The 21,833-nt window shown below is 73.0% G+C and carries 24 protein-coding genes and 1 other RNA gene; 10 read left to right on the forward strand and 15 right to left on the reverse strand.

Features of this window, described 5'->3' with window-relative positions; genetic code table 11:
- Nucleotides 1-195: C4-type zinc ribbon domain-containing protein (locus AC1DUQ_RS02290; protein ID WP_477073338.1), on the forward strand; the 195-nt coding region annotated here is incomplete at its 5' end.
- Nucleotides 196-238: 43 nt separating this feature from the next.
- Entirely contained in the window at nt 239-970 is a 732-nt protein-coding gene (locus AC1DUQ_RS02295) for a histidine phosphatase family protein (protein ID WP_477061685.1), read from the forward strand.
- Between the two features lie 4 nt (nt 971-974).
- Here the strand turns inward: AC1DUQ_RS02295 and AC1DUQ_RS02300 are convergent, their stop codons facing one another.
- Nucleotides 975-2,144: an SLC13 family permease gene (locus AC1DUQ_RS02300; protein WP_477061686.1), complete on the reverse strand. Its 1,170-nt coding sequence runs from the start codon at nt 2,142-2,144 to the stop codon at nt 975-977.
- Nucleotides 2,145-2,924: a YaaA family protein gene (locus AC1DUQ_RS02305; RefSeq protein ID WP_477061687.1), complete on the reverse strand. Its 780-nt coding sequence runs from the start codon at nt 2,922-2,924 to the stop codon at nt 2,145-2,147. It abuts the gene before it with no gap.
- 49 nt (nt 2,925-2,973) lie between these two features.
- On the opposite strand from AC1DUQ_RS02305, the gene AC1DUQ_RS02310 reads away from it, so the two are divergent.
- Entirely contained in the window at nt 2,974-3,357 is a 384-nt protein-coding gene (locus tag AC1DUQ_RS02310; protein WP_477061688.1) for a tautomerase family protein, read from the forward strand.
- Here the strand turns inward: AC1DUQ_RS02310 and AC1DUQ_RS02315 are convergent.
- Nucleotides 3,339-3,611, reverse strand: a complete 273-nt coding sequence (locus AC1DUQ_RS02315) for a LuxR C-terminal-related transcriptional regulator (protein WP_477061689.1) — start codon at nt 3,609-3,611, stop codon at nt 3,339-3,341. The genes AC1DUQ_RS02310 and AC1DUQ_RS02315 overlap by 19 nt on opposite strands.
- A gap of 68 nt (nt 3,612-3,679) precedes the next feature.
- Here AC1DUQ_RS02315 and rnpB point away from each other — a divergent pair.
- Both rnpB and AC1DUQ_RS02325 read left to right on the forward strand, forming a co-directional pair.
- Nucleotides 3,680-4,061: RNase P RNA component class A (rnpB, locus tag AC1DUQ_RS02320), an RNA gene on the forward strand.
- Nucleotides 4,062-4,307: 246 nt separating this feature from the next.
- Nucleotides 4,308-4,475 carry a hypothetical protein gene (locus tag AC1DUQ_RS02325; protein ID WP_477061690.1) on the forward strand — a complete coding sequence of 56 codons (168 nt, stop codon included), beginning with the start codon at nt 4,308-4,310 and terminating at the stop codon, nt 4,473-4,475.
- A gap of 41 nt (nt 4,476-4,516) precedes the next feature.
- Here the strand turns inward: AC1DUQ_RS02325 and AC1DUQ_RS02330 are convergent, their stop codons facing one another.
- Nucleotides 4,517-4,744, reverse strand: a complete 228-nt coding sequence (locus AC1DUQ_RS02330) for a hypothetical protein (RefSeq protein WP_477061691.1) — start codon at nt 4,742-4,744, stop codon at nt 4,517-4,519.
- A gap of 72 nt (nt 4,745-4,816) precedes the next feature.
- On the opposite strand from AC1DUQ_RS02330, the gene AC1DUQ_RS02335 reads away from it, so the two are divergent.
- Nucleotides 4,817-5,266 (forward strand): GatB/YqeY domain-containing protein, encoded by a 450-nt coding sequence (locus AC1DUQ_RS02335; RefSeq protein ID WP_477061692.1) that lies wholly within the window; start codon nt 4,817-4,819, stop codon nt 5,264-5,266.
- Here AC1DUQ_RS02335 and AC1DUQ_RS02340 read toward each other — a convergent pair.
- The 6 genes from AC1DUQ_RS02340 to map all read right to left on the reverse strand — a co-directional run bounded on the left by AC1DUQ_RS02340 (nt 5,259) and on the right by map (nt 9,392).
- Nucleotides 5,259-6,143: a hypothetical protein gene (locus AC1DUQ_RS02340; RefSeq protein ID WP_477061693.1), complete on the reverse strand. Its 885-nt coding sequence runs from the start codon at nt 6,141-6,143 to the stop codon at nt 5,259-5,261. The genes AC1DUQ_RS02335 and AC1DUQ_RS02340 overlap by 8 nt on opposite strands.
- 71 nt (nt 6,144-6,214) lie before the next feature.
- Entirely contained in the window at nt 6,215-6,625 is a 411-nt protein-coding gene (locus tag AC1DUQ_RS02345) for a VOC family protein (protein WP_477061694.1), read from the reverse strand.
- Nucleotides 6,626-6,664: 39 nt separating this feature from the next.
- The gene (locus AC1DUQ_RS02350; protein ID WP_477061695.1) at nt 6,665-6,964 is read right to left on the reverse strand and encodes a DUF6191 domain-containing protein; all 300 of its coding nucleotides are present in this window, start codon (nt 6,962-6,964) and stop codon (nt 6,665-6,667) included.
- Between the two features lie 4 nt (nt 6,965-6,968).
- Nucleotides 6,969-7,742 carry an MBL fold metallo-hydrolase gene (locus AC1DUQ_RS02355; RefSeq protein WP_477061696.1) on the reverse strand — a complete coding sequence of 258 codons (774 nt, stop codon included), beginning with the start codon at nt 7,740-7,742 and terminating at the stop codon, nt 6,969-6,971.
- Nucleotides 7,743-7,746: 4 nt separating this feature from the next.
- Complete coding sequence (ppgK, locus tag AC1DUQ_RS02360; RefSeq protein ID WP_477061697.1) at nt 7,747-8,523, reverse strand: polyphosphate--glucose phosphotransferase; 777 nt, start codon at nt 8,521-8,523, stop codon at nt 7,747-7,749.
- Nucleotides 8,520-9,392, reverse strand: coding sequence for a type I methionyl aminopeptidase (map, locus tag AC1DUQ_RS02365; RefSeq protein WP_477061698.1), 873 nt, complete (start codon nt 9,390-9,392; stop codon nt 8,520-8,522). Before map ends, ppgK begins: the two co-directional genes overlap by 4 nt.
- Before the next feature lie 75 nt (nt 9,393-9,467).
- On the opposite strand from map, the gene AC1DUQ_RS02370 reads away from it, so the two are divergent.
- Entirely contained in the window at nt 9,468-9,644 is a 177-nt protein-coding gene (locus AC1DUQ_RS02370) for an SPOR domain-containing protein (RefSeq protein ID WP_477061699.1), read from the forward strand.
- Nucleotides 9,645-9,647: 3 nt separating this feature from the next.
- Here the strand turns inward: AC1DUQ_RS02370 and AC1DUQ_RS02375 are convergent, their stop codons facing one another.
- From AC1DUQ_RS02375 to AC1DUQ_RS02385, 3 genes are read right to left on the reverse strand one after another with little or no spacing between them, the layout of a single operon-like run.
- The gene (locus tag AC1DUQ_RS02375) at nt 9,648-10,619 is read right to left on the reverse strand and encodes an endonuclease/exonuclease/phosphatase family protein (RefSeq protein ID WP_477061700.1); all 972 of its coding nucleotides are present in this window, start codon (nt 10,617-10,619) and stop codon (nt 9,648-9,650) included.
- Nucleotides 10,616-11,425: a 3-methyl-2-oxobutanoate hydroxymethyltransferase gene (gene panB / locus AC1DUQ_RS02380; protein WP_477061701.1), complete on the reverse strand. Its 810-nt coding sequence runs from the start codon at nt 11,423-11,425 to the stop codon at nt 10,616-10,618. The genes AC1DUQ_RS02375 and panB overlap by 4 nt, the downstream gene beginning before the upstream one ends.
- A gap of 23 nt (nt 11,426-11,448) precedes the next feature.
- Nucleotides 11,449-13,134 (reverse strand): NAD+ synthase, encoded by a 1,686-nt coding sequence (locus tag AC1DUQ_RS02385; RefSeq protein ID WP_477073339.1) that lies wholly within the window; start codon nt 13,132-13,134, stop codon nt 11,449-11,451.
- An 81-nt stretch (nt 13,135-13,215) separates the two neighbouring features.
- Between AC1DUQ_RS02385 and glnA the strand changes: the two genes are divergently transcribed.
- Complete coding sequence (gene glnA / locus AC1DUQ_RS02390; RefSeq protein ID WP_477061703.1) at nt 13,216-14,553, forward strand: type I glutamate--ammonia ligase; 1,338 nt, start codon at nt 13,216-13,218, stop codon at nt 14,551-14,553.
- Nucleotides 14,550-17,588, forward strand: coding sequence for a bifunctional [glutamine synthetase] adenylyltransferase/[glutamine synthetase]-adenylyl-L-tyrosine phosphorylase (locus AC1DUQ_RS02395; RefSeq protein ID WP_477073340.1), 3,039 nt, complete (start codon nt 14,550-14,552; stop codon nt 17,586-17,588). Before glnA ends, AC1DUQ_RS02395 begins: the two co-directional genes overlap by 4 nt.
- Here the strand turns inward: AC1DUQ_RS02395 and AC1DUQ_RS02400 are convergent.
- A complete protein-coding gene (locus AC1DUQ_RS02400) occupies nt 17,579-18,763 on the reverse strand; it encodes an AI-2E family transporter (RefSeq protein ID WP_477061705.1) in 1,185 nt (394 codons plus the stop codon). The two genes, AC1DUQ_RS02395 and AC1DUQ_RS02400, sit on opposite strands and share 10 nt — an antisense overlap.
- 196 nt (nt 18,764-18,959) lie before the next feature.
- Between AC1DUQ_RS02400 and AC1DUQ_RS02405 the strand changes: the two genes are divergently transcribed.
- Complete coding sequence (locus tag AC1DUQ_RS02405) at nt 18,960-20,528, forward strand: hypothetical protein (protein ID WP_477073341.1); 1,569 nt, start codon at nt 18,960-18,962, stop codon at nt 20,526-20,528.
- Nucleotides 20,529-20,534: 6 nt separating this feature from the next.
- On the opposite strand, the gene AC1DUQ_RS02410 is transcribed toward AC1DUQ_RS02405, so the two are convergent.
- On the reverse strand, nt 20,535-21,833 hold a 1,299-nt coding region (locus tag AC1DUQ_RS02410), incomplete at its 5' end, for a DUF4153 domain-containing protein (protein ID WP_477073342.1).

Raw genomic sequence — 21,833 nt, forward strand, 5'->3', positions numbered from 1 at the left:
CTCTACGAGCGCCTGCGCGGCCAGCTGGGCGGCAAGGGCGCTGGAGCGCTGCGCGGCCGACGGTGCGAGAGCTGCCGGCTCGAGCTCAACCCGCTCGACGTCGAGGCGATCGTCAAGGCTCCCGAGGACCAGGTGACACGCTGCGAGGAGTGCGGACGCATCCTCGTCCGGCTGCCGGAGCCCGCCAAGGGCTGAGCCGCGGGTCGCGCGTCCGGCGCGGGACCACCAGACTGCGAGCGTGAGCGACGTAGCGCAGCCGTTGGAGTCATCGACCGCTCGGGCGCCCCGGCCGTCGGGTGCCGGGGTCCGGTTCGACCAGGAGCAGCCCGTCACGGTGGTCCTCGTCCGGCACGGCCAGACGACGATGACCGTCTCGCGCGGCTACTCGGGGTCGGGCGAACCTGGCCCACCGCTCGACGAGACCGGTCTGCGGCAGGCCCGCGACGCGGCCGACCTGGTGGACCGCGTCGGGCGGGACCTCTGGGGTGACATCCCGTACCCGAGCCAGGTCGTCGCGTCCCCGATGGTCCGGACGCAGCAGACCAGCGCGATCATCGCCGAGAAGCTCGGGCTGCCGGTCCGCACGGACGCGACCTTTCAGGAGGCGAACTTCGGCGAGTGGCAGGGGCTGACCGCCGAGGAGATCGARGAGCGGTGGCCCGGCCAGCTGGAGCCGTGGCACACGAAAGCCGACCTGCGGCCGCCCGGCGGGGAGTCCATCGAGGACGTCGGTCGGCGGCTGCAGCGCGGGCTGGACGGGCTGCTCGCCGAGGGGGTCGACCGCACGGTCGTCGTCGTGAGCCACGCGGTGTCGATCCGCGCGGCGCTGGGCGTCACGATGGGCGCGCAGCCGTCGTCGTGGAGCCAGCTGCGCGTCGCTCCCGCGTCGGTGAGCATCGTGCGGCTCTTCGCGGACAAGCGCGACGAGATCGCCGTGGTCGGGGTGCCGAGCGAGGGCTGGTCGTCCTGAGCCGTCAGCTCGCCGCCACGAGCGCCAGGGTGGCTGCCACGACGGCGAGCGGGGCGAGCAGCACGCCCTGACGGACGATGGTGCCGGCGGGGACCGCGAGCATCACCGTGCGGCACCTCTGCCACCACAGGACGGTCGCGAGCGATCCCCAGGGGGTGAGCAGCGGCCCGACCCCGGTGCCGATGAGCAGGGCGGCTACCCGCAGCGGGTCCGGGCCGGCGGCGGGCTCGAGCGCCAGGTACGCGGGGAGGTTGTTCATCGCGTTCGACGCGAGCGCCCCCGCCGCGGCGAGTCGCAGCAGCTCGGCGGGTCCGTCGCCCGTCCCGGCAGCGCGCGCGAGCGCCTCGCCGAGTCCGTGCGCGTGCGCGGTCGCGACGACGACGAACAGCCCGAGCACCACCAGGAGGGTCCGCCAGGGCACCAGGTCGCCGACGGGCACGGGGAGCTTCTGGTGCCGCAGCAGCGTCGCGACGAGGAGCGCGAGCGCGACGACCACAGCGGTGGGAGCCGTTGGTGCCCCGACGACGAACGCGACGCCGAGCGCGGCGACCGCGGCGGCGCACACAACGAGCAGCGGCCGGTCCCGGACCCCGGTCGGCGGAGGCGGCTCGTACGCGCCCAGCAGGGCCCGCCGGTCGCGGACGGCCAAGACGGCGACCGTCACCACCACGGCCGCCAGCGCGGGCGCCCACATCAGGCGGAGGTAGTCGACGCCCGCTGCGCGCAGCGTGTGGTCCGCGAGGAGGTTGGTGAGGTTGGAGACCGGCAGGACCAGCGACGCGGTGTTGGCCAGGGCGAGCACGGTCAGGGCGAACGGCAGCGGGGGCGTCTTCGTGTGGCGGGCGAGCGCGATGACCACCGGTGTGAGCAGCACCGCGGTGGTGTCCAGCGACAGCACCGCGGTGCTCACGGTCGCCAGCACGACCACGAGCGCCCACAGAGCCCAGCGTCGGCCGCCGGCCACGCGCGACGCCAGTCCGGCCGCGGTGTCGAACAGGCCCGCCCCGGCGCACATCTCGGCGACGACCGTCAGGGCGGCGACGAAGACCAGGATCGGGAGGGTCCGCTCGGCCAGGTCGCGGGCGTCCTGCGCGGGAAGCAGTCCCGTCAGCACCACGACCGCGGTCACCACGACCGCGAGGAGCCACCACGGAACGTGCCGTCCGCGTGCCATTCAGGCGACGACGAGCTCGAGCGTGCGGCCGCCTCGAGCCGGAGGGCCGAGCTCGACCGCGAGGAGCGCGGAGCCGACGAGCTCGCCGGCCACGCGGGCCAGCGACTCGGCGTCGTGCGGGGCACGCCCGCGACGCGTGAGCAGGTGCCGGGTGAGCACCCCGCGGGTGTGCTTGGCGTTGTGCGACACCACGGACCGCCTCCCGTCCAGCTCGCGCAGGACCCGCACCGACACCCAGTCGGCCGACCGTGGCGGGTGCCAGGCGGCGAGGTACGTCGCGGACCGGCAGTCCACCACCAGCTCGCCTTCGGCGCGCGCCTGGAGCTCGACCCCGATCACCTCGCGCCATGCACCGGGCAGGTGCCCGATGCCCGGCAGGTGCGTGGCCATGGAGAGGCGGTACGCGGGGATGGGGTCGTCGGGCGCGACCAGCCCCCACAGGCCGGACACGATCCGCACGCTCTGCGCTGCTCGTGCCCGGCCGGTCGGCGTGAGCCGACCCAGCCCTGCCGCGGCGTACAGGACGCCGGAGTAGACGTTCTTGGCCGGTGCCGTCGCCGCCGTGCGCAGCCGCACGTTGCGCGCCACCTCGTCGGCCAGGCTCGCGCCGACACCGAGCACCCGCATCCCGTCGGGCGACGCGCTGACCTCGATCAACGCGTCCAGCACCTTTTCGCGCACGGGGGTGAGCCCGGGCGCGCTGAGGGCGTCGAGGTCGAGCAGGGGGCCGCGGGCGCGCGGCGGCGTCTTGCCCTCGGAGGGCGGCAGGAGCACGAGCACCCGTGAACTGTAGGCTCCCGCGCTACGGACGACCTGCGGAGGAGGACCGATGGCGCACGTCAAGATCTACGGTCGACGCGACGTGTGGCAGGACCGCCGCGGCTCGGTGTCCGACGCGGTGCACCGCGCCGTCGTCGGGACCTGGGGGCTGCCCGAGGACAAGAGGTTCCACCGCTTCCTCCTGCTGGACGCCGACGACCTGGTGGCCCCCCGCAGCAAGGAGTACCTGGTCGTCGAGATCCTCTGCTTCACCGGCCGGTCCCGAGCTGCACGGCGCGCACTGATCGCCGCGTTCTACGACGACGTCGCACCCACCCTCGGGATCTCCGCCGACGACCTCGAGGTCATCATCATCGAGAGCCCGCCGGAGAACTGGGGGATCCGGGGCGGCTCGGGTGACGAGCTGTCCCTGACCTACCGCGTCGACGTCTGAGCCGGGACGCCGAGCAGCTGCCGGCGCGGCTCGAGCCCGCCCAGGTCCTCCGGGACGAGTCCGCGTGCCCGACCGGCCGACAGGGCCGACTCGCGGTCGGCGACACCGAGCTTCAGGTAGATCGAGCGCACCTGCGACTTCACGGTGTTCCGGGTGACGAAGAGTGCGGCCGCGATCTCGCTGAGCGTCAGCGGCAGGGCCAGGTGGGCGAGGATCACGCGCTCGCGGCGGGTCAGTCCGGTGATGGTCTCCATGCTCCGGGTTCGGTGCCGGACGCGCTGCGGATGGGTGAGGATCTGGGCGGCTAGGCTGTGGGCGCGGATGAGTCAGTCAGGCGGCCGCGTCGAGCCCTCGGGCTCGCCGAGGAACGTCCGGGCTCCGCAGAGCAGGGTGGTGGGTAACACCCACCCGGGGTGACCCGCGGGACAGTGCCACAGAGAACAGACCGCCCGACCGGTCCGCCGGTCGGGCAAGGGTGAAACGGTGGTGTAAGAGACCACCAGCGTGCCGGGCGACCGGTGCGGCTAGGTAAACCCCACCCGGAGCAAGGTCAGACAGGGAGCGTTCGAGGGCTGCTCGCCCGAGCTCCCGGGTAGGCCGCTGGAGGCGTGCGGCAACGTACGTCGTAGAGGGATGGCCGCCACTCGCGCAGTGCGGGCAACCGCGCGCGAGCACAGAACCCGGCGTATCGACTGACTCATCCGCCCTATATCGCTGCTGAACTGCACAGACGCGCGTCCCGCGGGCGATGTGGGGCCGCGCGGGGCTTGTCCGTGGTGGTGAATGTGCAGCGTGTTGCGCTGTGTGGATGTGCGTAGCCCCCGTGTAGCCCCCACCACCACCCCGGCCGCGCCCCGTCGGCCGGCACCCACGCGAGCCCGTGGCGATCGTTCCCGAGCGGTGACTGAGGTCCCTTTCGGCGCGCGAGCGTCGGGGCCACGCTCAGATGCATGGAGACCACGCAGGGGGCGACGTCGAAGTCCCGGGGGGCCACGCCCGCGACGTACCGGGAGGCGCTCGACGACGAGGAGGAGCGGTACTGGACGTGCTGGCGCATGGAGGACGACGAGCGGCGCCTAGCGCGATGGGTGCGCTGGCGCAGGCTGCTCGGCCGGTAGACCCCGGGCCCCGCCGCCGGCTCGGGCCGAGGTCGCCGCCATCAGATCGCGTCGGGGTCCCGGCGGTGATGTGCCAGCCGCTCGCGCATGTTGCGTCGCGCCACAGCGCGCTCACCCCACAGCAGCGCAGCACCGATCCCAGCAACGACCACGGCGACGATGACGAAGGTCAGGTCCCAGTAACCGAGCACAGCCCAGCCGCCCGACGCCCAGAGCGAGAGCGCGCCAACCGCCCCGAGGGTGCGCTCGGTTCGCACGTGCTGCGGCATGGTCGGAGCGTAGGCCAGAAGCTCGCACATTCCGACTGCGCCGTTCGGCCGCGACGAGGCACGATGGCTCCCATGAGCACCCTCGACCAGCTGACGTCCGACCTGACCACCGCCATGAAGGCCCGCGACACGGAGCGCACCGGCGTCCTGCGCCAGATCATCGGTGCCGTGCGGTTCGAGGCCAAGGCCGGTGCCGTCGAGAAGGAGCTGTCGGACGACGAGGTGCTCAAGATCCTCGCCCGCGAGGTGAAGAAGCGCCGCGACTCCGCGCAGATCTACACGGACGCCAACGCCCCCGAGCGTGCCGCCACGGAGACCGCCGAGGCGGACCTCATCGAGACGTACCTGCCGGCGCAGCTGTCCGACGACGAGCTCCAGGCCCTGGTCGGCGCGGTGATCGCGGACGTCGGCGCGACGTCGGTCCGCGACATGGGCGCGGTCATGAAGGAGGCGTCGGCGCGTGCTGGTGCGTCCGCCGACGGCAAGAAGCTGTCGACGCTGGTCCGCGCCGCGCTCAGCTGACGGACGCGGGCAGGGACTCGTACGCGCGGCCGGACAGCATCGACGCCACGTCGGAGGTCCACGGCAGGGGCGGCTCGGGCATGACGACCAGCCACGAGCCGTCCCGGTCGAAGAACCGCAGGTCGCCGTCGAACGCGTAGGTGTCACGCACGTGGACGCCGAGGTCGGTGACGGTGAAGGTCAGGTTGAACAGCCACGCGGCGGGGTCCTGGATCCGCGCGTCGCTGTCGAGGTCGCGCGACGTCCACAGCCGCATCCAGGTGACGCTGCGCGACTCCCGCGCGGGGACGACGAGGGGGTGCCCGGGCAGGAGATCCAGCTCGCCGCCTGCGGGTTCGACGATGTTCACCTGGGCGACGCCGTCGGACATGTTCTCGAACCAGATGGTCAGCGCGGTGCGGAACGCGTACGTCTCGTCGCGCCCCACCTGGAGCTGCTCGGTGAGCAGCCGCCACCGGTCCTGGCCGCCCGCGGTGAGCTGGCAGAACTCCAGGGCGGGCCGGCCGGGGGTGCCGGGGCCCTCCGGGAAGGCCCGAGCGACGATCGTCGGGGCGAGGTCGTCGAGCCGCGACTCCTCGAGCATCCGGCGCATGCGGTCGGCGTCCAGGCGCTGTCGGTCGGCGTCGGCGCGCGCGTTCTGCGCCTCCTGCCGGGCGAGCTCGAGCGCCTCTCGGGCGATCGAGACCTGCTCGTCGAACACCCGGGTCTGCTTGTGCGTCGCCTCGGCCAGTCGCTTGGCCCTGCGGGAGGCTCTGCCTGCGACGATCCAGGCGCCGAGGGCGGCGACGAGGGTCAGGGCGGAGACTGCGAGCGGGGCCCACTGCTCCCAGTCCTGCCACGCGACGTCGCCCAGGACCGGAAGTACGGCACTGATCATCCCCGGAAGGTACCGACCGATTCGTCCGATTTCGACCCTGACACGCAACTGTCACCCGTGCGGGGGAGCGATCAGGTTCCGGACGTCTCCGCGGCGAGCGCGGCGGCCGCCTGGTCCGGGGTGCCGCGCAGGAGGCAGAACTCGTTGCCCTCCGGGTCGGCGAGCACGTGCCATGGCACGTCACCCTGGCCGATGTCGACGCGCGTGGCRCCGAGGCTGAGCAGGCGCTCGAGCTCGGAGGCCTGGTCCGAGCCGTTGGGCGGGCGCAGGTCCACGTGCAGTCGGTTCTTGGCCGACTTCACCTCGGAGACCTTGAGGAACAGCCAGTTGGTCGCGCCGCCGTCGGGCGGCTCGATCTCGACCTCGCCCTCGTCGTCGACCGGCTCCCAGGCGTAGGACCAGCCGAGCACCTCGCGCCACCAGCGGGCGAGGGCGTGCGGGTCGGCGGAGTCGATCGTCAGCTGAGTGACCACAGGTGCCATGCCCGGAAGGTTAGGGCGGCCGCCGACAAACCGCGACGGCTATGTGCGTGGCGTGTCCTCGTCGAGGCGGACGACGCCCGAGTCGAGGTCGAGCTGGCCGGCGGCGTCGCCGGTCTGCTTGATGTCGAGCTGCTGACGGTCCTGCTCGGCCGTGAGGTACTCGCGGTTCGGCTGGAACACGTCGACCAGCGCCCCGAACGCGCCGCTGCCCGCCACCGCGCCGGTGGTCCGGCGCTCGCGCGGTCGGCGCCGGTCGAACCAGCCGCGGGCCACCATCCGGTCCACCGCGACGAGCACGAGGACGAGGGCGACGATGCCGCCGGCGATCAGCCACTCCATGCGCTCATCGTCCCATCGCGACCTGCTGCGCGGCGTGGGCCGCGGCCGCCCAGGGGAGCGCGCGCCGGTCGTCGTCGGTGTCGACGCCGTTCACGAGGGCCGACAGGTAGGCGCGGTCGGCCGCGAGCCGACGCCGGAGCTCGTCGGGACCCCCGACCCGACCGTGCCCCGGGACGACCACCTGCGCCCGGGCGGACTCCAGCAGGTCGAGGGCGGCGCGGTAGTCGCCGACCGGGTCTTCTGCGGACAGGTCGAGCAGCGGGATCTCGACGTCCGAGAGCAGGTCACCGGCCACGAGGACACCGACGTCGGGGACGACCAGTGCGGTGTGGCCGCGGGCGTGCGCGCCGTGCGTGAGGACGTGGACGGTCCGGCCCGACCAGTCGAGCACTCCCGGTGACCGTCGCGGGTAGGCGGTGGCGGGTGCGGCGATCGGTGCCGGTGCCTCGCCGACCCTGGCGAGCTCGTCGTCGGCGTCGCGTTCCGCGGCGAGGGTCTCGCGGTCCGTGGCGGGCGCACCGTCCGCCCACCGGGGCAGGTGCGCGAGGCCCGGACCGTCCAGGACGTGGTCCCAGTGCGCGTGCGTCGACCACACCGCGACCGGTGTCCAGCCGCGGTCGCGCATTGCGGACGAGAGCTCGTCGACCTCCCGCGAGGTGACCGCGGGATCGACCACGAGGCACGTGCCGTCGTCGCCGACGACGAGCGTCGAGGTCGTCGTGTAGACGGCGCTCGTCGCCACGTGGACGCCCGGAGCGACCTCGACGAGGTCGCGCACGGGGTCAGCCGCGCGACTCGGCCGCGAGCGCCGCCGCGCCGACGATCCCTGCCGCGTTGCGCAGCTGGGCGGGCACGATCTTGGTGCGCAGGTCGAGCAGCGGCAGGAACGTGGAGTGGTGCTTGCTCACTCCACCGCCGACCACGATGAGGTCGGGCCAGAACAGGTTCTCGACCACGGTGAAGTACCGCTGCAGGCGCTCCGCCCACTGCTCCCAGTCGAGGTCCTCGCGGTCGCGCACGCTCTCGGCCGCCCGCGACTCGGCGTCGAACCCGTCGATCTCCAGGTGCCCGAGCTCGGTGTTCGGGACGAGGTGCCCGTCGACGATCAGTGCGGACCCGATGCCGGTGCCGAGGGTGACGACCAGGACGACCCCGTCGACGTCCTTTGCCGCGCCGTAGAGGACCTCCGCATAGCCGGCGGCGTCGGCGTCGTTGACGGCCAGCACCTTGCGCCCGGTGGCGTGCTGCACCGCCTTCTCCACGTTGGTGCCGATCCACGACTTGTCGACGTTCGCCGCGGACTGCGCGACACCGTGCAGGATCACCGCCGGGAACGTCACGCCGATCGGCACGTCCTTGGCCAGGTCGAACGAGTCGACGACCTTGGCCACCGTCGCGGCGACCGCGTCGGGGGTCGACGGTTGGGGCGTCGGGATGCGCTTGCGGTCAGCAGCGAACTCGCCGTCCGACAGCGAGACGGGGGCGCCCTTGATCCCGCTCCCGCCGATGTCGACACCGAACGCCGTCTCAGGGGACTTCTTGTGCTTGTGGTCGGTCATGGCAGGGTCAGGATCTCCGCTCCGGTGTCGGTGACCAGCAGGGTGTGCTCGAACTGCGCGCTGCGCCGTCCGTCGGCCGTGAGGACGGTCCAGTCGTCGTCCCACATGACCCAGTCGGGGGTGCCGAGGTTGAGCATCGGCTCGATGGTGAACACCATGCCCGGCTCGATGAGCGTGTCGTACGCCGGGGCGGCGTCATAGTGCGGGACCACCAGGCCGGTGTGGAACGCGGGGCCGACACCGTGCCCGGTGTAGTCCCGGACGACGCCGTACCCGAAGCGCGCCGCGTACTTCTCGATGACGCGCCCGACCACGTTGATCTCGCGGCCCGGCACGACGGCCTTGATCGCGCGCGCCAGCGCCTCCCGCGTGCGCTCGACCAGCAGGCGCGACTCCTCGTCGACGTCGCCGGCCAGGAAGGTCGCGTTGTTGTCACCGTGCACGCCGCCGATGTACGCGGTGACGTCGATGTTCACGATGTCGCCGTCCTCGACCACCGTCGAGTCCGGGATGCCGTGGCAGATGACCTCGTTCACCGAGGTGCACAGCGACTTGGGGAAGCCGCGGTAGCCCAGCGTCGACGGGTAGGCGCCGTGGTCGACCAGGAACTCGTGGCCGATCGCGTCCAGCTCGTCGGTGGTGACCCCCGGCGCGACGTGGCGGCCGACGAGCTCCAGGGCCTGCGCCGCGAGCCGTGCGGCGACCCGGACACGCTCGATCATCTCGGGCTCGAGGACGTCGCCGCCCGTCCAGTGCGCTGGTCCCGGCTTGCCGACGTACTCCGGTCGGGCGATCGACGACGGGACGGCTCGACGAGAGCTCACCGTGCCCGGGACCAGGGCGGATCTTGGCGCGTGCACGGGCGACATACCTGGCAGTCTACGGACAGGAGGGCATCGGGGCCGGTCAGCGGCCGGTCCCGCCCCCGGCGAAGGGAGAACGGCATGGCGGGCAACTTCTGGTTCAACATCGAGACCCACGAGGTCGAGGAGGGCCGGCAGAGCGACTGGACCAAGCTGATGGGTCCGTACGCCACGCGCGACGAGGCCACGCACGCACTGGAGAAGGCGCGTGCGCGCACCGAGGACTGGGACCACGAGGACGAGGAGCAGCAGCCCTGAGCCCTACCGGGGCTCGAGCGTCGCCAGGACCGGCCGGTGGTCGCTCCCGCCGACCCGCGGGAGGACCTGGAAGCCGACAACCCGCCAGGCGCGGCCGTCGACGAGCACGTGGTCGATCGGGGCGGCGAGGAGTGCCGGGGCGGCGGCCGGCCACGTGCCGAGGGCTGCGGCACCGGACGCGCGTGCCGCATCGACGCACGGGCCGAGGTCCTGCAGACCCGGATGGTCCAGCGTCGAGTTGAGGTCGCCCGCCACGATGGCTCCTGGTGTGTCGGCGCAGGTGTCCGCGATCAGGCGGGTCTCCGTGCGCCACGTCGGCATCGCACCGCGRCCGATCGGCGCCACCGGGTGGGCGGCCACGATCACGGGGGAGGCGCGGGGGTCGTCGGGGTCGGCGCGCAGGGAGCCCAGCACGGTCGGGAGCGGCTCGGACGTCGGATAGGTGCCCACGCGGTCCGAGACCAGCAGCGCGGTGCCGGCGATCGCCGTGTGGTGCCCGGCGGCGGCGAGCACCTGCATCGGCTCGTCGGAGGCGGCCAGCCGCGCGGCGGTCGCCCGGGCGGTGTCGAGGGACGTCTCGGGCAGCACGAGCACGTCCGCGCCGTGCGCGAGCGCGAGGTCGGCGAGCCGGGCCGGCTCCACCGTGTCGAGGGTGTTGAACGCGAGGACGACCACCTGCTCTGCCGAGCCCGACGCGGCAGCCGGGTGCGGCACCGATCGCGCCACGAGCACCGCCCTCTGGGCGGCCGCCCCGACCAGGAGCGCGAGGGTCAGCGGGAGGAGCCGGCGCCGGGTCCACGGGACGGCCAGCAGGGCGACGGCGACCCCGGCAGCCCCGAGGCAGAGCAGCGCCCGGAACGAGACCAGCTGCGCGATGACGTACGCCCCGGACGCCACGGGCACCGCGAGCGCCACGAGCACGCCGAGCGCAGCGGCTGCGGCGGCCCAGACCAGGGCCCGGGCCGCCGTCGTCACGCGTCGAACTGGTGGTCCGCGTCCGGGAAGGTTCCGCCGCGCACCTCGTCGGCGTACGCGACCGCCGCCGCCTTGAGGGCGGCCCCGACCTCACCGAACCGCTTGGCGAACCGCGGCGACCAGTCCGTCATGCCGGCCATGTCGACCCAGACGAGCACCTGCCCGTCGCAGGCCGTGCCGGCGCCGATGCCGATGGTCGGGATCTGCAGGATCTCGGTGACCCGGGCGGCCACCGGTGCCGGCACCATCTCGAGGACGACGGCCACGGCGCCGGCCTCGGCGATCGCCACCGCGTCCTCGCACAGCAGCTCCGCAGCGATGTCGCCCCGACCCTGCACGCGCGGTCCGCCCAGCAGGTTCTCCGACTGCGGCGTGTAGCCGAGGTGCCCGACCACCGGGATGCCGGCGTCCGTGAGGGCCTTGACCTGCGGGACGACCCGCTTGCCACCCTCGAACTTCACGGCGGCGACGCCCGTCTCCTTCATCATCCGCACCGCGGTCTCCAGCGCCTGTGCTGGTCCCGCCTCGTACGAGCCGAACGGCAGGTCGGCGACGACGAAGGCCCGCTTGGCGGCCCGCGCGACGGCCCGTGCCGGGGGGATCAGGTCGTCGACGGTCACCGGCAGGGTCGTCGTGTGACCGTGCATGGTGTTCCCGATCGAGTCGCCGACCAGCAGCATGTCGATGCCGGCCTCGTCGAAGATGTGCGCGGTCACGGCGTCGTAGGCCGTGAGCATCGTCAGCCGCTCGCCGCGCTCCTTGGCCTCGCGCAGGTGGTGCACGCGGACGCGCTTCGTCTGGGTCATTCGTGGTGCTCCTGTCGGGGTGGTCACGGCTCGCGCCAGCGGGTGGTGATCGGGAGTCGCCGGTCGCGGCCGAACGCCAGCGCGGTCACCTTGGTGCCCGGCGGGTACTGCCGACGCTTCCACTCCGCGCGGTCGACGAGGGCGAGGACCTTGTCGACGACCGCGGGGTCGAAGCCGCGGGCGAGGAGCTCCGCGCGGCCCTCGGCGTTCTCCACGTACGCGTCGAGCACCTCGTCGAGGATCTCGTAGGGCGGCAGCGAGTCCTGGTCGACCTGCCCCGGACGCAGCTCCGCCGACGGCGGCTTCGTGATCGACGACTCGGGGATCGGCGGCAGCTCGTCGGGGCCGAACACGCCGTCGCGGGCGGCGTTGTTGCGCCAGCGCGCGAGCGCCCAGACGCGCGACTTGTCGATGTCCTTGATGGGGGCGAACCCGCCGACGGCGTCGCCGTAGATGGTCGAGTACCCCACCGCGAGCTCCGTCTTGTTGCCGGGCGCGAGCACCAGGTGGCCCTCGGAGTTCGAGAGCGCCATGAGGATCACCCCACGCACGCGGGCCTGCAGGTTCTCGGCCGCGAGGCCGTCCAGGGACAGCTCGTTCTCGAACGCGTCGACCATCGGGGAGATCGGCTGCACGCGGTAGTCGGCGCCGATCCGCTTGGCCAGGTCCGCCGCGTCGTCCTTGCTGTGCTCGGAGGAGTACACCGACGGCATGGAGACGCCGACCACGTTCTCGCCCCCGATCGCGTCGGCGGAGATCGCCGCGACCAGCGCGGAGTCGATGCCTCCGGACATCCCGAAGACGACCGAGCGGAACCCGTTCTTGGTCACGTAGCCGCGCAGGCCGGTGACCAGTGCGCGGTAGACCTCCTCGTCGGGCGAGAGCGGCGGTGCGACCGTGCCTCGCGAGGGAGCGTCGTCGTCCCCGAGCAGGTCCCACACCAGCAGGTTCTCCACGAACTGCGGGGCGCGCGCCAGCACGGTGCCGTCGGTGGCGATGACGAACGAGCCGCCGTCGAACACGAGGTCGTCCTGGGCGCCGACGAGGTTCACGTACGCGACCGGCGCCTCGACCTCGTGGGCCCGTCGCGCGGCCAGCTCGACGCGCTGGTACCCCTTGCCCTCCTCGTACGGGGACGCGTTGAGCACCACCAGGAGGGAGACCTCGTTCTCGTCCATCTGCGAGACGGGGCCGCCGTCCTGCCAGATGTCCTCGCAGATGACGACGCCCACCCGGCGGCCGAGCACGTCGATGACGCAGACGTCGTCGCCGGACGCGAAGATCCGGTACTCGTCGAACACGCCGTAGTTGGGCAGGTGGTGCTTGTCGTACCGGACCTGCACCTTGCCGTGCTGCAGCAGGACGGCCTGGTTGGTGGGGCGCCGGGGGCCCTCGGGCGCGCCCGGCTCGTGCACCGGCGTCACCAGCTTCTCCCCGACGGTGCCGACGAGGACCGCCAGGTCACCCAGCCCCTCGTCCGCCAGCGCGGCCGCGGTGCGCTGCAGCGCCGCCTCGGCCCCACGGCGGAACGACGCGCGCAGCGCCAGGTCCTCGATGGGGTACCCGGTGAGCGTCATCTCGGGGAAGACGACCAGGTGAGCGCCGGCCTGCGCGGCCGTCCGGGACCAGTCGAGGACGCTCTGGGCGTTGACGTCGACGTCGCCGACACGCGTGTCGATCTGCGCGAGGGCGATGCGGGGGAAGGGCATATGACCGAGCCTAACCATCTCGTGCGACGCGCTCCGGACACCAGCGCTGCGCAGGGCCGTTCATCAGGCAGGATGTACCGCATGGACAGGCAGCAGGAGTTCGTGCTCCGCACGGTCGAGGAGCGGGACATCCGCTTCATCCGTCTCTGGTTCACCGACGTGCTCGGGATCCTGAAGTCGGTGGCGGTAGCCCCCGCCGAGCTCGAGGCTGCCTTCTCGGAGGGGATCGGCTTCGACGGCAGCGCCATCGAGGGCCTGACTCGGGTCTACGAGGCGGACATGATCGCCAAGCCGGACCCGTCCACGTTCCAGATCCTGCCCTGGCGGGGGGAGCGGCACGGCACCGCCCGGATGTTCTGCGACCTGCTGACGCCCGATGGTGAGCCGTCGCTGGCGGACTCCCGCACGGTCCTCAAGCGCGCGTTGTCCAAGGCGGCCGACCAGGGGTTCACGTTCTACACGCACCCCGAGGTCGAGTTCTACCTGTTCGACGCCCCCGCGGACCCGGCCCTGCCGCTGGTCCCGGTGGACCAGGGCGGCTACTTCGACCACGTGCCGCGCGGCACCGCGCACGACTTCCGGCGCGCCGCGATCACGATGCTCGAGTCGATGGGCATCTCGGTCGAGTTCTCCCACCACGAGGCCGGGCCGGGCCAGAACGAGATCGACCTGCGCTATGCCGACGCGCTGACCACTGCGGACAACATCATGACGTTCCGCACGGTGGTCAAGGAGGTGGCGCTCGAGCAGGGCGTCTTCGCCAGCTTCATGCCCAAGCCGCTGGCCGACCAGCCCGGCTCCGGCATGCACACGCACCTCTCCCTGTTCCAGGGCGACCGCAACGCGTTCCACGAGGCCGGCGGCCACCTGGAGCTGTCCAAGACCGCACGCTCGTTCATCGCCGGCCTGCTCACGCACGCGGCCGAGATCACCGCGGTGACCAACCAGTTCGTGAACTCCTACAAGCGCCTCTGGGGCGGTGCCGAGGCGCCGAGCTACATCTGCTGGGGCCACAACAACCGGTCGGCGCTGGTCCGGGTGCCCATGTACAAGCCCGGCAAGGGCAACTCGAGCCGCATCGAGTACCGCGCGGTCGACTCCGCCACCAACCCGTACCTCGCGTACGCGCTGCTCCTCACCGCCGGCCTCAAGGGTGTCGAGGAGGGCTACGAGCTGCCCGAGGGCGCCGAGGACGACGTCTGGGAGCTCACCGACGCCGAGCGCCGCGCGCTGGGAATCGAGCCGCTGCCGACCTCGCTCGACGCGGCGATCTCGATCATGGAGAAGTCCGAGCTCGTCGCGGAGACGCTGGGCGAGCACGTCTTCGACTACTTCCTGCGCAACAAGCGCCAGGAGTGGGAGGAGTACCGCTCCCAGGTGACGCCGTACGAGCTGCGGCGGTTCCTGCCGGTCCTGTGAGCTCGCCGGACGGACGCGGGTCGACGCTCGCCGGCCGCCTCACGCGGGCGGGGGTGTCGGACGCCAAGCGGGCCGAGCGGCTGCTGGGCGATGCGGCGCTGCTGCGCGTCCTCGACGCGCCCGCGGACGTGCTCATCGCCCCGCTGGCGGACGTCGCCGACCCCGACCAGGCACTGCTGACGCTCGCCAAGCTGGCCGGCGCGGTCGTGGGCGACCCGGACCTGCTGGCGGTGCTGCGCTCCCTCCTCGAGGACGACGGCCCGGCCCGCGCGCGGCTGCTCGCGGTCGCCGGCGCGTCGGTCGCGCTCGGCGACTCGCTGGTGGCGCACCCGGAGAACCTGCGCGTGCTCCTCGACGAGTCGCCGGGCACGGGCGTGCCCGTCGAGGCCGTCCGCGCCGAGCTGCTCGCGGCCGTGGAGGCCGATGCCGACGCGGACGTCCCCGTGGCCACCGTGGCGGGGGCGGCGGGGACCGACGCGATGCGGCTCGCCTACCGCACGCGGCTGCTGCGGATCGCGGCGACCGACCTCACCAGCCCGGACCCCCTGAGCCGGCTGCCCGGCGTCGCCGCGGCGCTGGCCGACCTGGCCGGGGCTGCGCTGGAGGCTGCGCTCGCCCTGGCCCGGGYGGACCTGGACGACCACGGGCGCGGTGTCCGCCTCGCGGTCATCGGCATGGGCAAGGGCGGCGGGCGCGAGCTCAACTACGTGAGCGACGTCGACGTCATCTACGTGGCGGAGCCGGTCGACGGGGTCGACGAGGCCGAGGCGCTCGCCGCCGGCTCCCGGCTGGCTGCGGGTCTCGCGCGGGCGTGCTCGACGCCGTCGGCCGAGCCGGCGCTCTGGCCGGTCGACGCCGCGCTGCGCCCCGAGGGCAAGGACGGGCCGCTGGTCCGCACGATCGCGAGCCACAAGGCGTACTACGAGCGCTGGGCCAAGACGTGGGAGTTCCAGGCGCTGCTCAAGGCGCGGCCACTGGCCGGGGACGAGGCACTCGGGCGCGAGTACGTGGAGATGACGCAGCCGTTCGTGTGGGGCGCGGTGACGCGCGAGCACTTCGTCGAGGACTCGCAGGCGATGCGGCGGCGCGTGGAGAGCCACGTGCCGGCTGCGGAGGCCGACCGCCAGCTCAAGCTCGGGGTCGGCGGACTGCGCGACGTCGAGTTCACCGTCCAGCTCCTCCAGCTCGTGCACGGCCGGGCGGACGACTCGATCCGCAGCCCGAGCACCCTGACGGCGCTCGCCGCCCTGGCCGCGGGCGGGTACGTCGGCCGGTCGCACGCCGCGCAGCTGGCCGTCTGCTACCGCCTGCTGCGCGTCCTGGAGCACCGGATCCAGCTCTACCGGCTGCGTCGGACGCACCTCATGCCGACCTCGGAGCCGGACCTGCGGCGGCTGGCGCGTTCGGTCGGGATGCGGGCGGAGGGCGCCGACGGCCTGCTCGAGCGGTGGCGCTCGACGCGTCGCGAGGTCCGTGGGCTGCACGAGGAGCTGTTCTACCGGCCCCTGCTGCCTGCCACCGCCCAGCTGTCGACGGCGGAGGCCAGCCTCGCGCCCGAGGCGGCCAAGGCCCGGCTGGCCGCCATCGGCTACACCGACCCGGCCGGCGCGATGCGGCACATCGCTGCGCTCACCGAGGGCGTCTCGCGGCGCGCGTCGATCCAGCGTCAGCTGCTCCCGGTGATGCTCGGCTGGTTCGCGGACGGCGCCGACCCGGACGGCGGACTGCTGGCGTTCCGGAGGCTTTCCGACGAGCTGGGCACCACCCACTGGTACCTCAAGCTGTTGCGGGACTCGGGCACAGCCGCCCGCCGGCTCGCGACCGTGCTCTCCACGTCCCGGTACGTGGCCGATGCGCTGACCAGGAGCCCCGAGTCGGTCACCTGGCTCGCCGACGACGCCGACCTGGTGCCGCGGACGCTCGCACGGCTGACCTCCGAGGCCGACGCGATCCTCACGCGCTCCGACGACGCGGTGGCTGCGGTGACCGCCCTGCGCGGGCTGCGTCGGCGCGAGCTGGCCCGCACCGCGGCCGCCGACGTGCTGGGCGTCGTCACCGGACAGCGCGCGTCGCAGAGCCTGAGCGTCGCGGCCGACGTCGTGCTCGTCGGGGCGCTGCGGGTGGCCGAGTCCGTGGTGCGCGCCGACCGCGGTCTCGACGCGAGCCCGACCCGGCTGCTGGTGGTCGCCATGGGCCGGTGGGGCGGCGGGGAGATGGGCTACTCGTCGGATGCCGACGTCCTCTTCGTGCACGACCCGCTCGAGGGTGCGGACCCGGTCCGGGCGCAGGAGTTCGCGCTCCAGGTGGCGACGCGGCTGCGCACCCTGCTCGGCTCGGTCGGGCCGGAGCCGACGCTCGAGGTCGACGCCGACCTGCGTCCGGAGGGCCGCAACGGTCCCTTGGTCCGGTCGTTCGACGCGTACGCCGAGTACTACGGCCGCTGGTCCGCCACCTGGGAGAGCCAGGCGCTGCTCCGGGCGCGCCCGGTGGCCGGCGACGACGAGCTGGGCGACCGCTTCGTGCGGCTGATCGACCCGATGCGCTACCCGGCAGGCGGGATCGACCCCGCGGCTGAGCGCGAGGTGCGCCGCATCAAGGCGCGCGTCGAGGCCGAGCGGCTCCCGCGCGGGGTGGAGCCCGCCCGCCACCTGAAGCTGGGGCGCGGGGGCATCGCGGACGTCGAGTGGACCGCTCAGCTTCTCCAGCTCCAGCACGCGCACGAGGTGCCGTCCCTGCGCACCACGGCCACCCTCGAGGCGCTCGAGGCGGCGACCGCGGCGGGCCTGCTCGACGCCGATGACGGGCGCGTGCTGGCCGAGGCGTGGCTGCTGGCCTCCCGGCTCCGGGACGCCAACGTGCTCTGGAGCGGCCGCGGGGGAGCGCACGCGGACGTGCTGCCGCACGACCGGCAGGCGCTCGCGGGGCTGGCCCGGGTGGTCGGCTACCCGGCGGGCTCAGGCGGCGAGCTGGAGCAGGACTACCTCCGCACGGCGCGGCGGGCCCGCGTCGTCGTCGAGCGGGTGTTCTACGGCTGATCCGCCGGTCGGTCGTCGTCCGTCTCGGGGGTGTCGTCGTCCGGGACGTCCACCCAGTCGCGGTTCTCGTTCGCGAGCTTCTCGTCCTCCTGCAGCAGCTCGTCGTCCACGAGGTCGTGGCGGCGCACGTAGGTCGAGGACACGGCCTGGATGGTCGCGACCACCGGAAGAGCGAGGAACGCACCGATCGGGCCGAAGACGGCCCCGAACCCGATCACCGCGAGGAACGAGACGGCGGGATTGATCTCCATGGAGCGCGCCGAGATCTTCGGGGCGAACAGCAGGTTCTCCACCTGCTGGTACCCGACGATGAACGCCAGCGTCAGGAGGCCCTTGATCGGGTCGACGGCCAGCGCCACCGCGATCGGCAGCGCGCCGCCGATGTAGGTGCCGATGGTGGGGACGAACTGCGAGACGACACCGGTGAAGGCGGCCAGGGGAAGGGCGTAGGGGATGCCCAGGACGGTGAGGAAGACGAACGTGATCGCGGTCGAGAGCGCCGCGAGGACGATGCGGGAGTTRATGAAGTCCGCGACCTTCTCCTGCGACACCTCCCACAGGTGCAGCACCTCCCGCTGCCGAGCGGGTGCCAGCAGCCGGCAGATCGCCGCACGGAACTTGGGCCCGGAGCTGGCCATGTAGTACATGACCAGGAGCACGGACGTGAACGTGAACAGGCCGCCGATGATCGAGGAGCCGATCCCCAGCAGTCCCGGCGCCAGGTCCTGCCAGTGGGCGCCGAGGTTGACCAGGAGCTCGTCGGCGGCCGGCACCTCGACGCCCAGGCGCTCGTCCAGCCACTCCGCGACCTGCACGTAGTAGTCCGGGAGCGACTGGACCAGCTCGATCATCTGGGTGACGAACAGGCCGCCGAAGAGCGCGATCACGCCCGCGATCACCACCAGCGAGACGAGCATGACGATGCCGGTCGCACGCGTGCGGCGGACGCCGTGCGCCACCAGCCAGCGGATCAGCGGCTCCATGGCCAGCGCGAGGAACCACGAGATCACGATGATGAAGATGACGTTGCCGAGCTGGGCCAGCGCCTTCCACGCGAACAGACCGAGGAAGACGGCCACGGTCGTCATGACGAGGGCGCGCGGCAGCCAGAGCGGCGGTTTGCGCGGGTCCGAGGGTGCCAGGACGACGGGTCCGGTGGTGCGGCGTGTCGGCATCGGGCTTCCCAGGACGGAGGGCGAGGGGGCTCGCGGGCGGCGTTCGTCTCGACTCGCACGGTACCGGTGACGGGACGCGGCTCGACGGTCCCGCGCCCGCGTCCGGCAATCTCGCAGCCCCCGATGCTCGCGCGCTGACCTGCGCAACTGCCATGCTCGACCCATCGCCGCATGTCGGACATCTCGGGAGGGCACCGTGGCCGAGGACAAGCCGTCACCCCGTAAGCCCCGAGCGAGGAGTGCCTCGCCCGCGCCGCCCGCGGGTGACCCGCCGTCCGAGACGCCGGACACCGCCTCGCCCGACGTCACGCCGGAGGAGATCACCCCGGACGACGGGGCTCCGCCCGACACCGGACCCGCGGACGCGCAGAACGACACGCTCGAGATCCCCACCGCCATCGACGTGGAGGTCCCGCCTGCGGTCGGGACCGAGGACCGTGCGGTGCTGCTCGCACGGTTGCAGCTGCTGGAGACCGAGAACGCGCGCCTGCGTGCCGGTGCGCCCAGCGAGGCAGTGCCACGCCCGCGGCGCAAGGTCGGTCGCTCGACGGCAGCCGTGATCCTCATCCTCATCGGCGCTCTGCTGGCCCCCGTCGCGGTCGTCGGCAGCTGGGCACGCGGGCTGGTGGTGGACACGGAGCGCTACGTCGACACCGTGGCACCCATCGCGCAGGACCCCCTGGTCCAGTCGGCCGTGTCGAACCGGATCACCGTGGCCGTCGTCGACGCGCTGAACGTGGAGGAGCTGACCACGCAGGCCACGGACGCGGTGGCCAACCTGGACCTCCCGCCGGTCGTGTCCGGTGCGGTGCAGTCGCTCCAGGCCCCGCTGCAGGAGGCGATCACCGGGTTCATCCGCAAGAACGTGACCAAGATCGTCAGCTCCGACGCGTTCGAGAACGTCTGGGAGGAGGCGAACCGGGCCGCGCACGAGCAGATCGTCGCCACCCTGCGTGGTGATCCGGACGCCCTCGCGCAGATCAGCGACAGCGGCGCCCTCACGCTGGACATCACGCCGATCATCGAGCAGGTCAAGACGTCGCTCGAGCAGGCCGGGTTCACGATCGTGAGCCGTATCCCGACGATCAACGTGTCCTTCCCGATCGCCTCCAGCGCCGACCTGGTGCGGCTGCAGAGCGCGTACCGGCTGATCGACATCGTCGGCGGCCTGCTGCCCTACCTGTCGCTGGGCCTGCTCGCCGCCGGTGTGCTCGCCGCGCAGCACCGGTCACGCGCCCTCGTCGTCGCCGGTCTCTCGCTCGCCGGCGCGATGCTGCTGCTGGGGTTCGCGCTCCTGATAGGCAGGTCGCTCTACGCGAGCTCGCTGCCACCCACCGTGCAACGGGTCGACACCGCGGTGTCGATCTACGACCAGTTCGTGTCGCTGCTGCGCATCGGGCTGCGCGTCGGGCTGGTGCTCGGGCTGCTGCTGGCGATCATCGCGTTCGTCGCGGGTGGCACCACAGCCGCCCGCCGGCTCCGCGCCTCGTCGTCGTCCGCCGCGGCCTGGCTCCGGGACGCGGGGGACCGCCGTGGGGTCAGCACCGGTCCCGTGGGCGTCTGGCTGGACGAGCAGCGGACCCTCGTGCGGGTCGTCGTGATCTCGCTCGCAGCCCTGGCGCTCGTCCTGGCCGACCGGCTCACCCCCGCGTACGTGATCACGGTGTTCGTCATCGCGCTCGTGGTGCTAGGGCTGGCAACCCTCGCGGCGCGGCCACGCAGCCAGGAGCCAGAACCGGTCGAGGAGGGCGCACTCCTCGTCTGACGAGCGTCAGTCACAGCTCGCGTCGGTGGACGCGCCCGAGAGCACGCCCTGGGCACGTTCGCGGCCCAGGTTCCACTCGGCGACGCCCTCCGTCGGAGGCACGGCCGCGGAGGCGAGCAGGCAGGAGCGAAGGTCCCGGTCGTCGATCTGGGCGAACGCGGGGACGGCGTCCGCGGACAGGCCCGCGAGGTAGCCGGCGTCGAGCGTGCCCGTGAGGTCCGCCGTCGTGTTGTGCCGGACGATCTGCGCGTCGGGGTTCACCAGGGCGAGCCCGAGCATCGCGACCGCGACCACCTGCACCACGGCCCGGGGCAGCCACCGGCCACGCCACCGGATCCCCGCGACCAGGACGAGCACGAAGACGGCGGCGAGCGCGATCTCGACCACGGTGACGAACACGCGCAGCCGCGTGAGCCCGAACGCCTCGACGTACAGGTCCATCCGGCGCAGCGCGGAGGCGACGACCCCGAGCGTGCCGAGGCACAGCACACCGAGCGCGATCCGGGACAGCAACCGGTCCTGCGGCGTCTCCCGCGGTGCCCGGCGCGCGGCGACGGCCACAACGACGAGCGTGAGGGCGGTGACGACCACCAGCTGCGCGAACCCCTCCCTCGCGTACTGCGCGTAGGACAGGCCGGCGGTCTCCAGCACGTGCCGGTGCCCCCCGAGCAGCGCGCCGACCTGCACCATCACGAACAGCAGCACCATCGCGTCCAGCGCGAGCACCGGCACGAGCCACTCACCGCGCTTCGCCGACGCGCGTGGCGCAAGGCGGGCGTCGGACCAGCTCGGTGGTGCCAGGGCGAGGTGCGCCAAGGCGGCGGCGACGAGGGCCACGAGGATGCCGACGACGACCTGACCCGGCAGCAGGTCCGCCTCGATGCGGGGCATCAGGCTGGCGAAGACGCGGTCGGCGCTCGCGAACAGCAGACCGAACACGAGAAGCAGCCCGACGGTGATCGCCCCGCTGCGCAGCGCGACAGTCAGCTGACCTCGGCGCGCACCTGCCAGCGTCTCGAAGCCCTTGGCCACCCACGGCAGCGCCCGGACCGAGCCCGCCGCCCAGGTGAGCGGGGCGAGCACGGCGGCCGGCGCCGACCGGGACGACGTCACCGCGACGACGCCCGCCCAGGCCGCCACGAGCGCGCAGAGCACGACCACCCAGCCCGCGTCGCGCACCGCCACGACCGCGACCAGCGCGACCGACAGCACCGCGGTGACGAGGTCGTTCACGTTGCGGCGCCGGACCATGGCGGGCGCGGCCGCGGCCCAGACGAGCAGCCCGACCAGCGCAGCACCGAGCCC

The organism is Cellulomonas sp. P4_B5_2 (assembly GCF_056402235.1).

What these genes read in the sequence shown, in the direction of transcription:
- panB (WP_477061701.1), bottom strand. Translation starts at nt 11,425, where the DNA reads ATGACCCAGACGAAGCGCGTCCGCGTGCACCACCTGCGCGAGGCCAAG.
- AC1DUQ_RS02310 (WP_477061688.1), top strand. Translation starts at nt 2,974, where the DNA reads ATGGCGCACGTCAAGATCTACGGTCGACGCGACGTGTGGCAGGACCGC.
- AC1DUQ_RS02330 (WP_477061691.1), bottom strand. Translation starts at nt 4,744, where the DNA reads ATGCCGCAGCACGTGCGAACCGAGCGCACCCTCGGGGCGGTTGGCGCG.
- AC1DUQ_RS02325 (WP_477061690.1), top strand. Translation starts at nt 4,308, where the DNA reads ATGGAGACCACGCAGGGGGCGACGTCGAAGTCCCGGGGGGCCACGCCC.
- AC1DUQ_RS02340 (WP_477061693.1), bottom strand. Translation starts at nt 6,143, where the DNA reads ATGATCAGTGCCGTACTTCCGGTCCTGGGCGACGTCGCGTGGCAGGAC.
- AC1DUQ_RS02370 (WP_477061699.1), top strand. Translation starts at nt 9,468, where the DNA reads ATGGCGGGCAACTTCTGGTTCAACATCGAGACCCACGAGGTCGAGGAG.
- AC1DUQ_RS02335 (WP_477061692.1), top strand. Translation starts at nt 4,817, where the DNA reads ATGAGCACCCTCGACCAGCTGACGTCCGACCTGACCACCGCCATGAAG.
- AC1DUQ_RS02300 (WP_477061686.1), bottom strand. Translation starts at nt 2,144, where the DNA reads ATGGCACGCGGACGGCACGTTCCGTGGTGGCTCCTCGCGGTCGTGGTG.
- map (WP_477061698.1), bottom strand. Translation starts at nt 9,392, where the DNA reads ATGTCGCCCGTGCACGCGCCAAGATCCGCCCTGGTCCCGGGCACGGTG.
- glnA (WP_477061703.1), top strand. Translation starts at nt 13,216, where the DNA reads ATGGACAGGCAGCAGGAGTTCGTGCTCCGCACGGTCGAGGAGCGGGAC.
- AC1DUQ_RS02385 (WP_477073339.1), bottom strand. Translation starts at nt 13,134, where the DNA reads ATGCCCTTCCCCCGCATCGCCCTCGCGCAGATCGACACGCGTGTCGGC.
- ppgK (WP_477061697.1), bottom strand. Translation starts at nt 8,523, where the DNA reads ATGACCGACCACAAGCACAAGAAGTCCCCTGAGACGGCGTTCGGTGTC.
- AC1DUQ_RS02315 (WP_477061689.1), bottom strand. Translation starts at nt 3,611, where the DNA reads ATGGAGACCATCACCGGACTGACCCGCCGCGAGCGCGTGATCCTCGCC.
- AC1DUQ_RS02350 (WP_477061695.1), bottom strand. Translation starts at nt 6,964, where the DNA reads ATGGAGTGGCTGATCGCCGGCGGCATCGTCGCCCTCGTCCTCGTGCTC.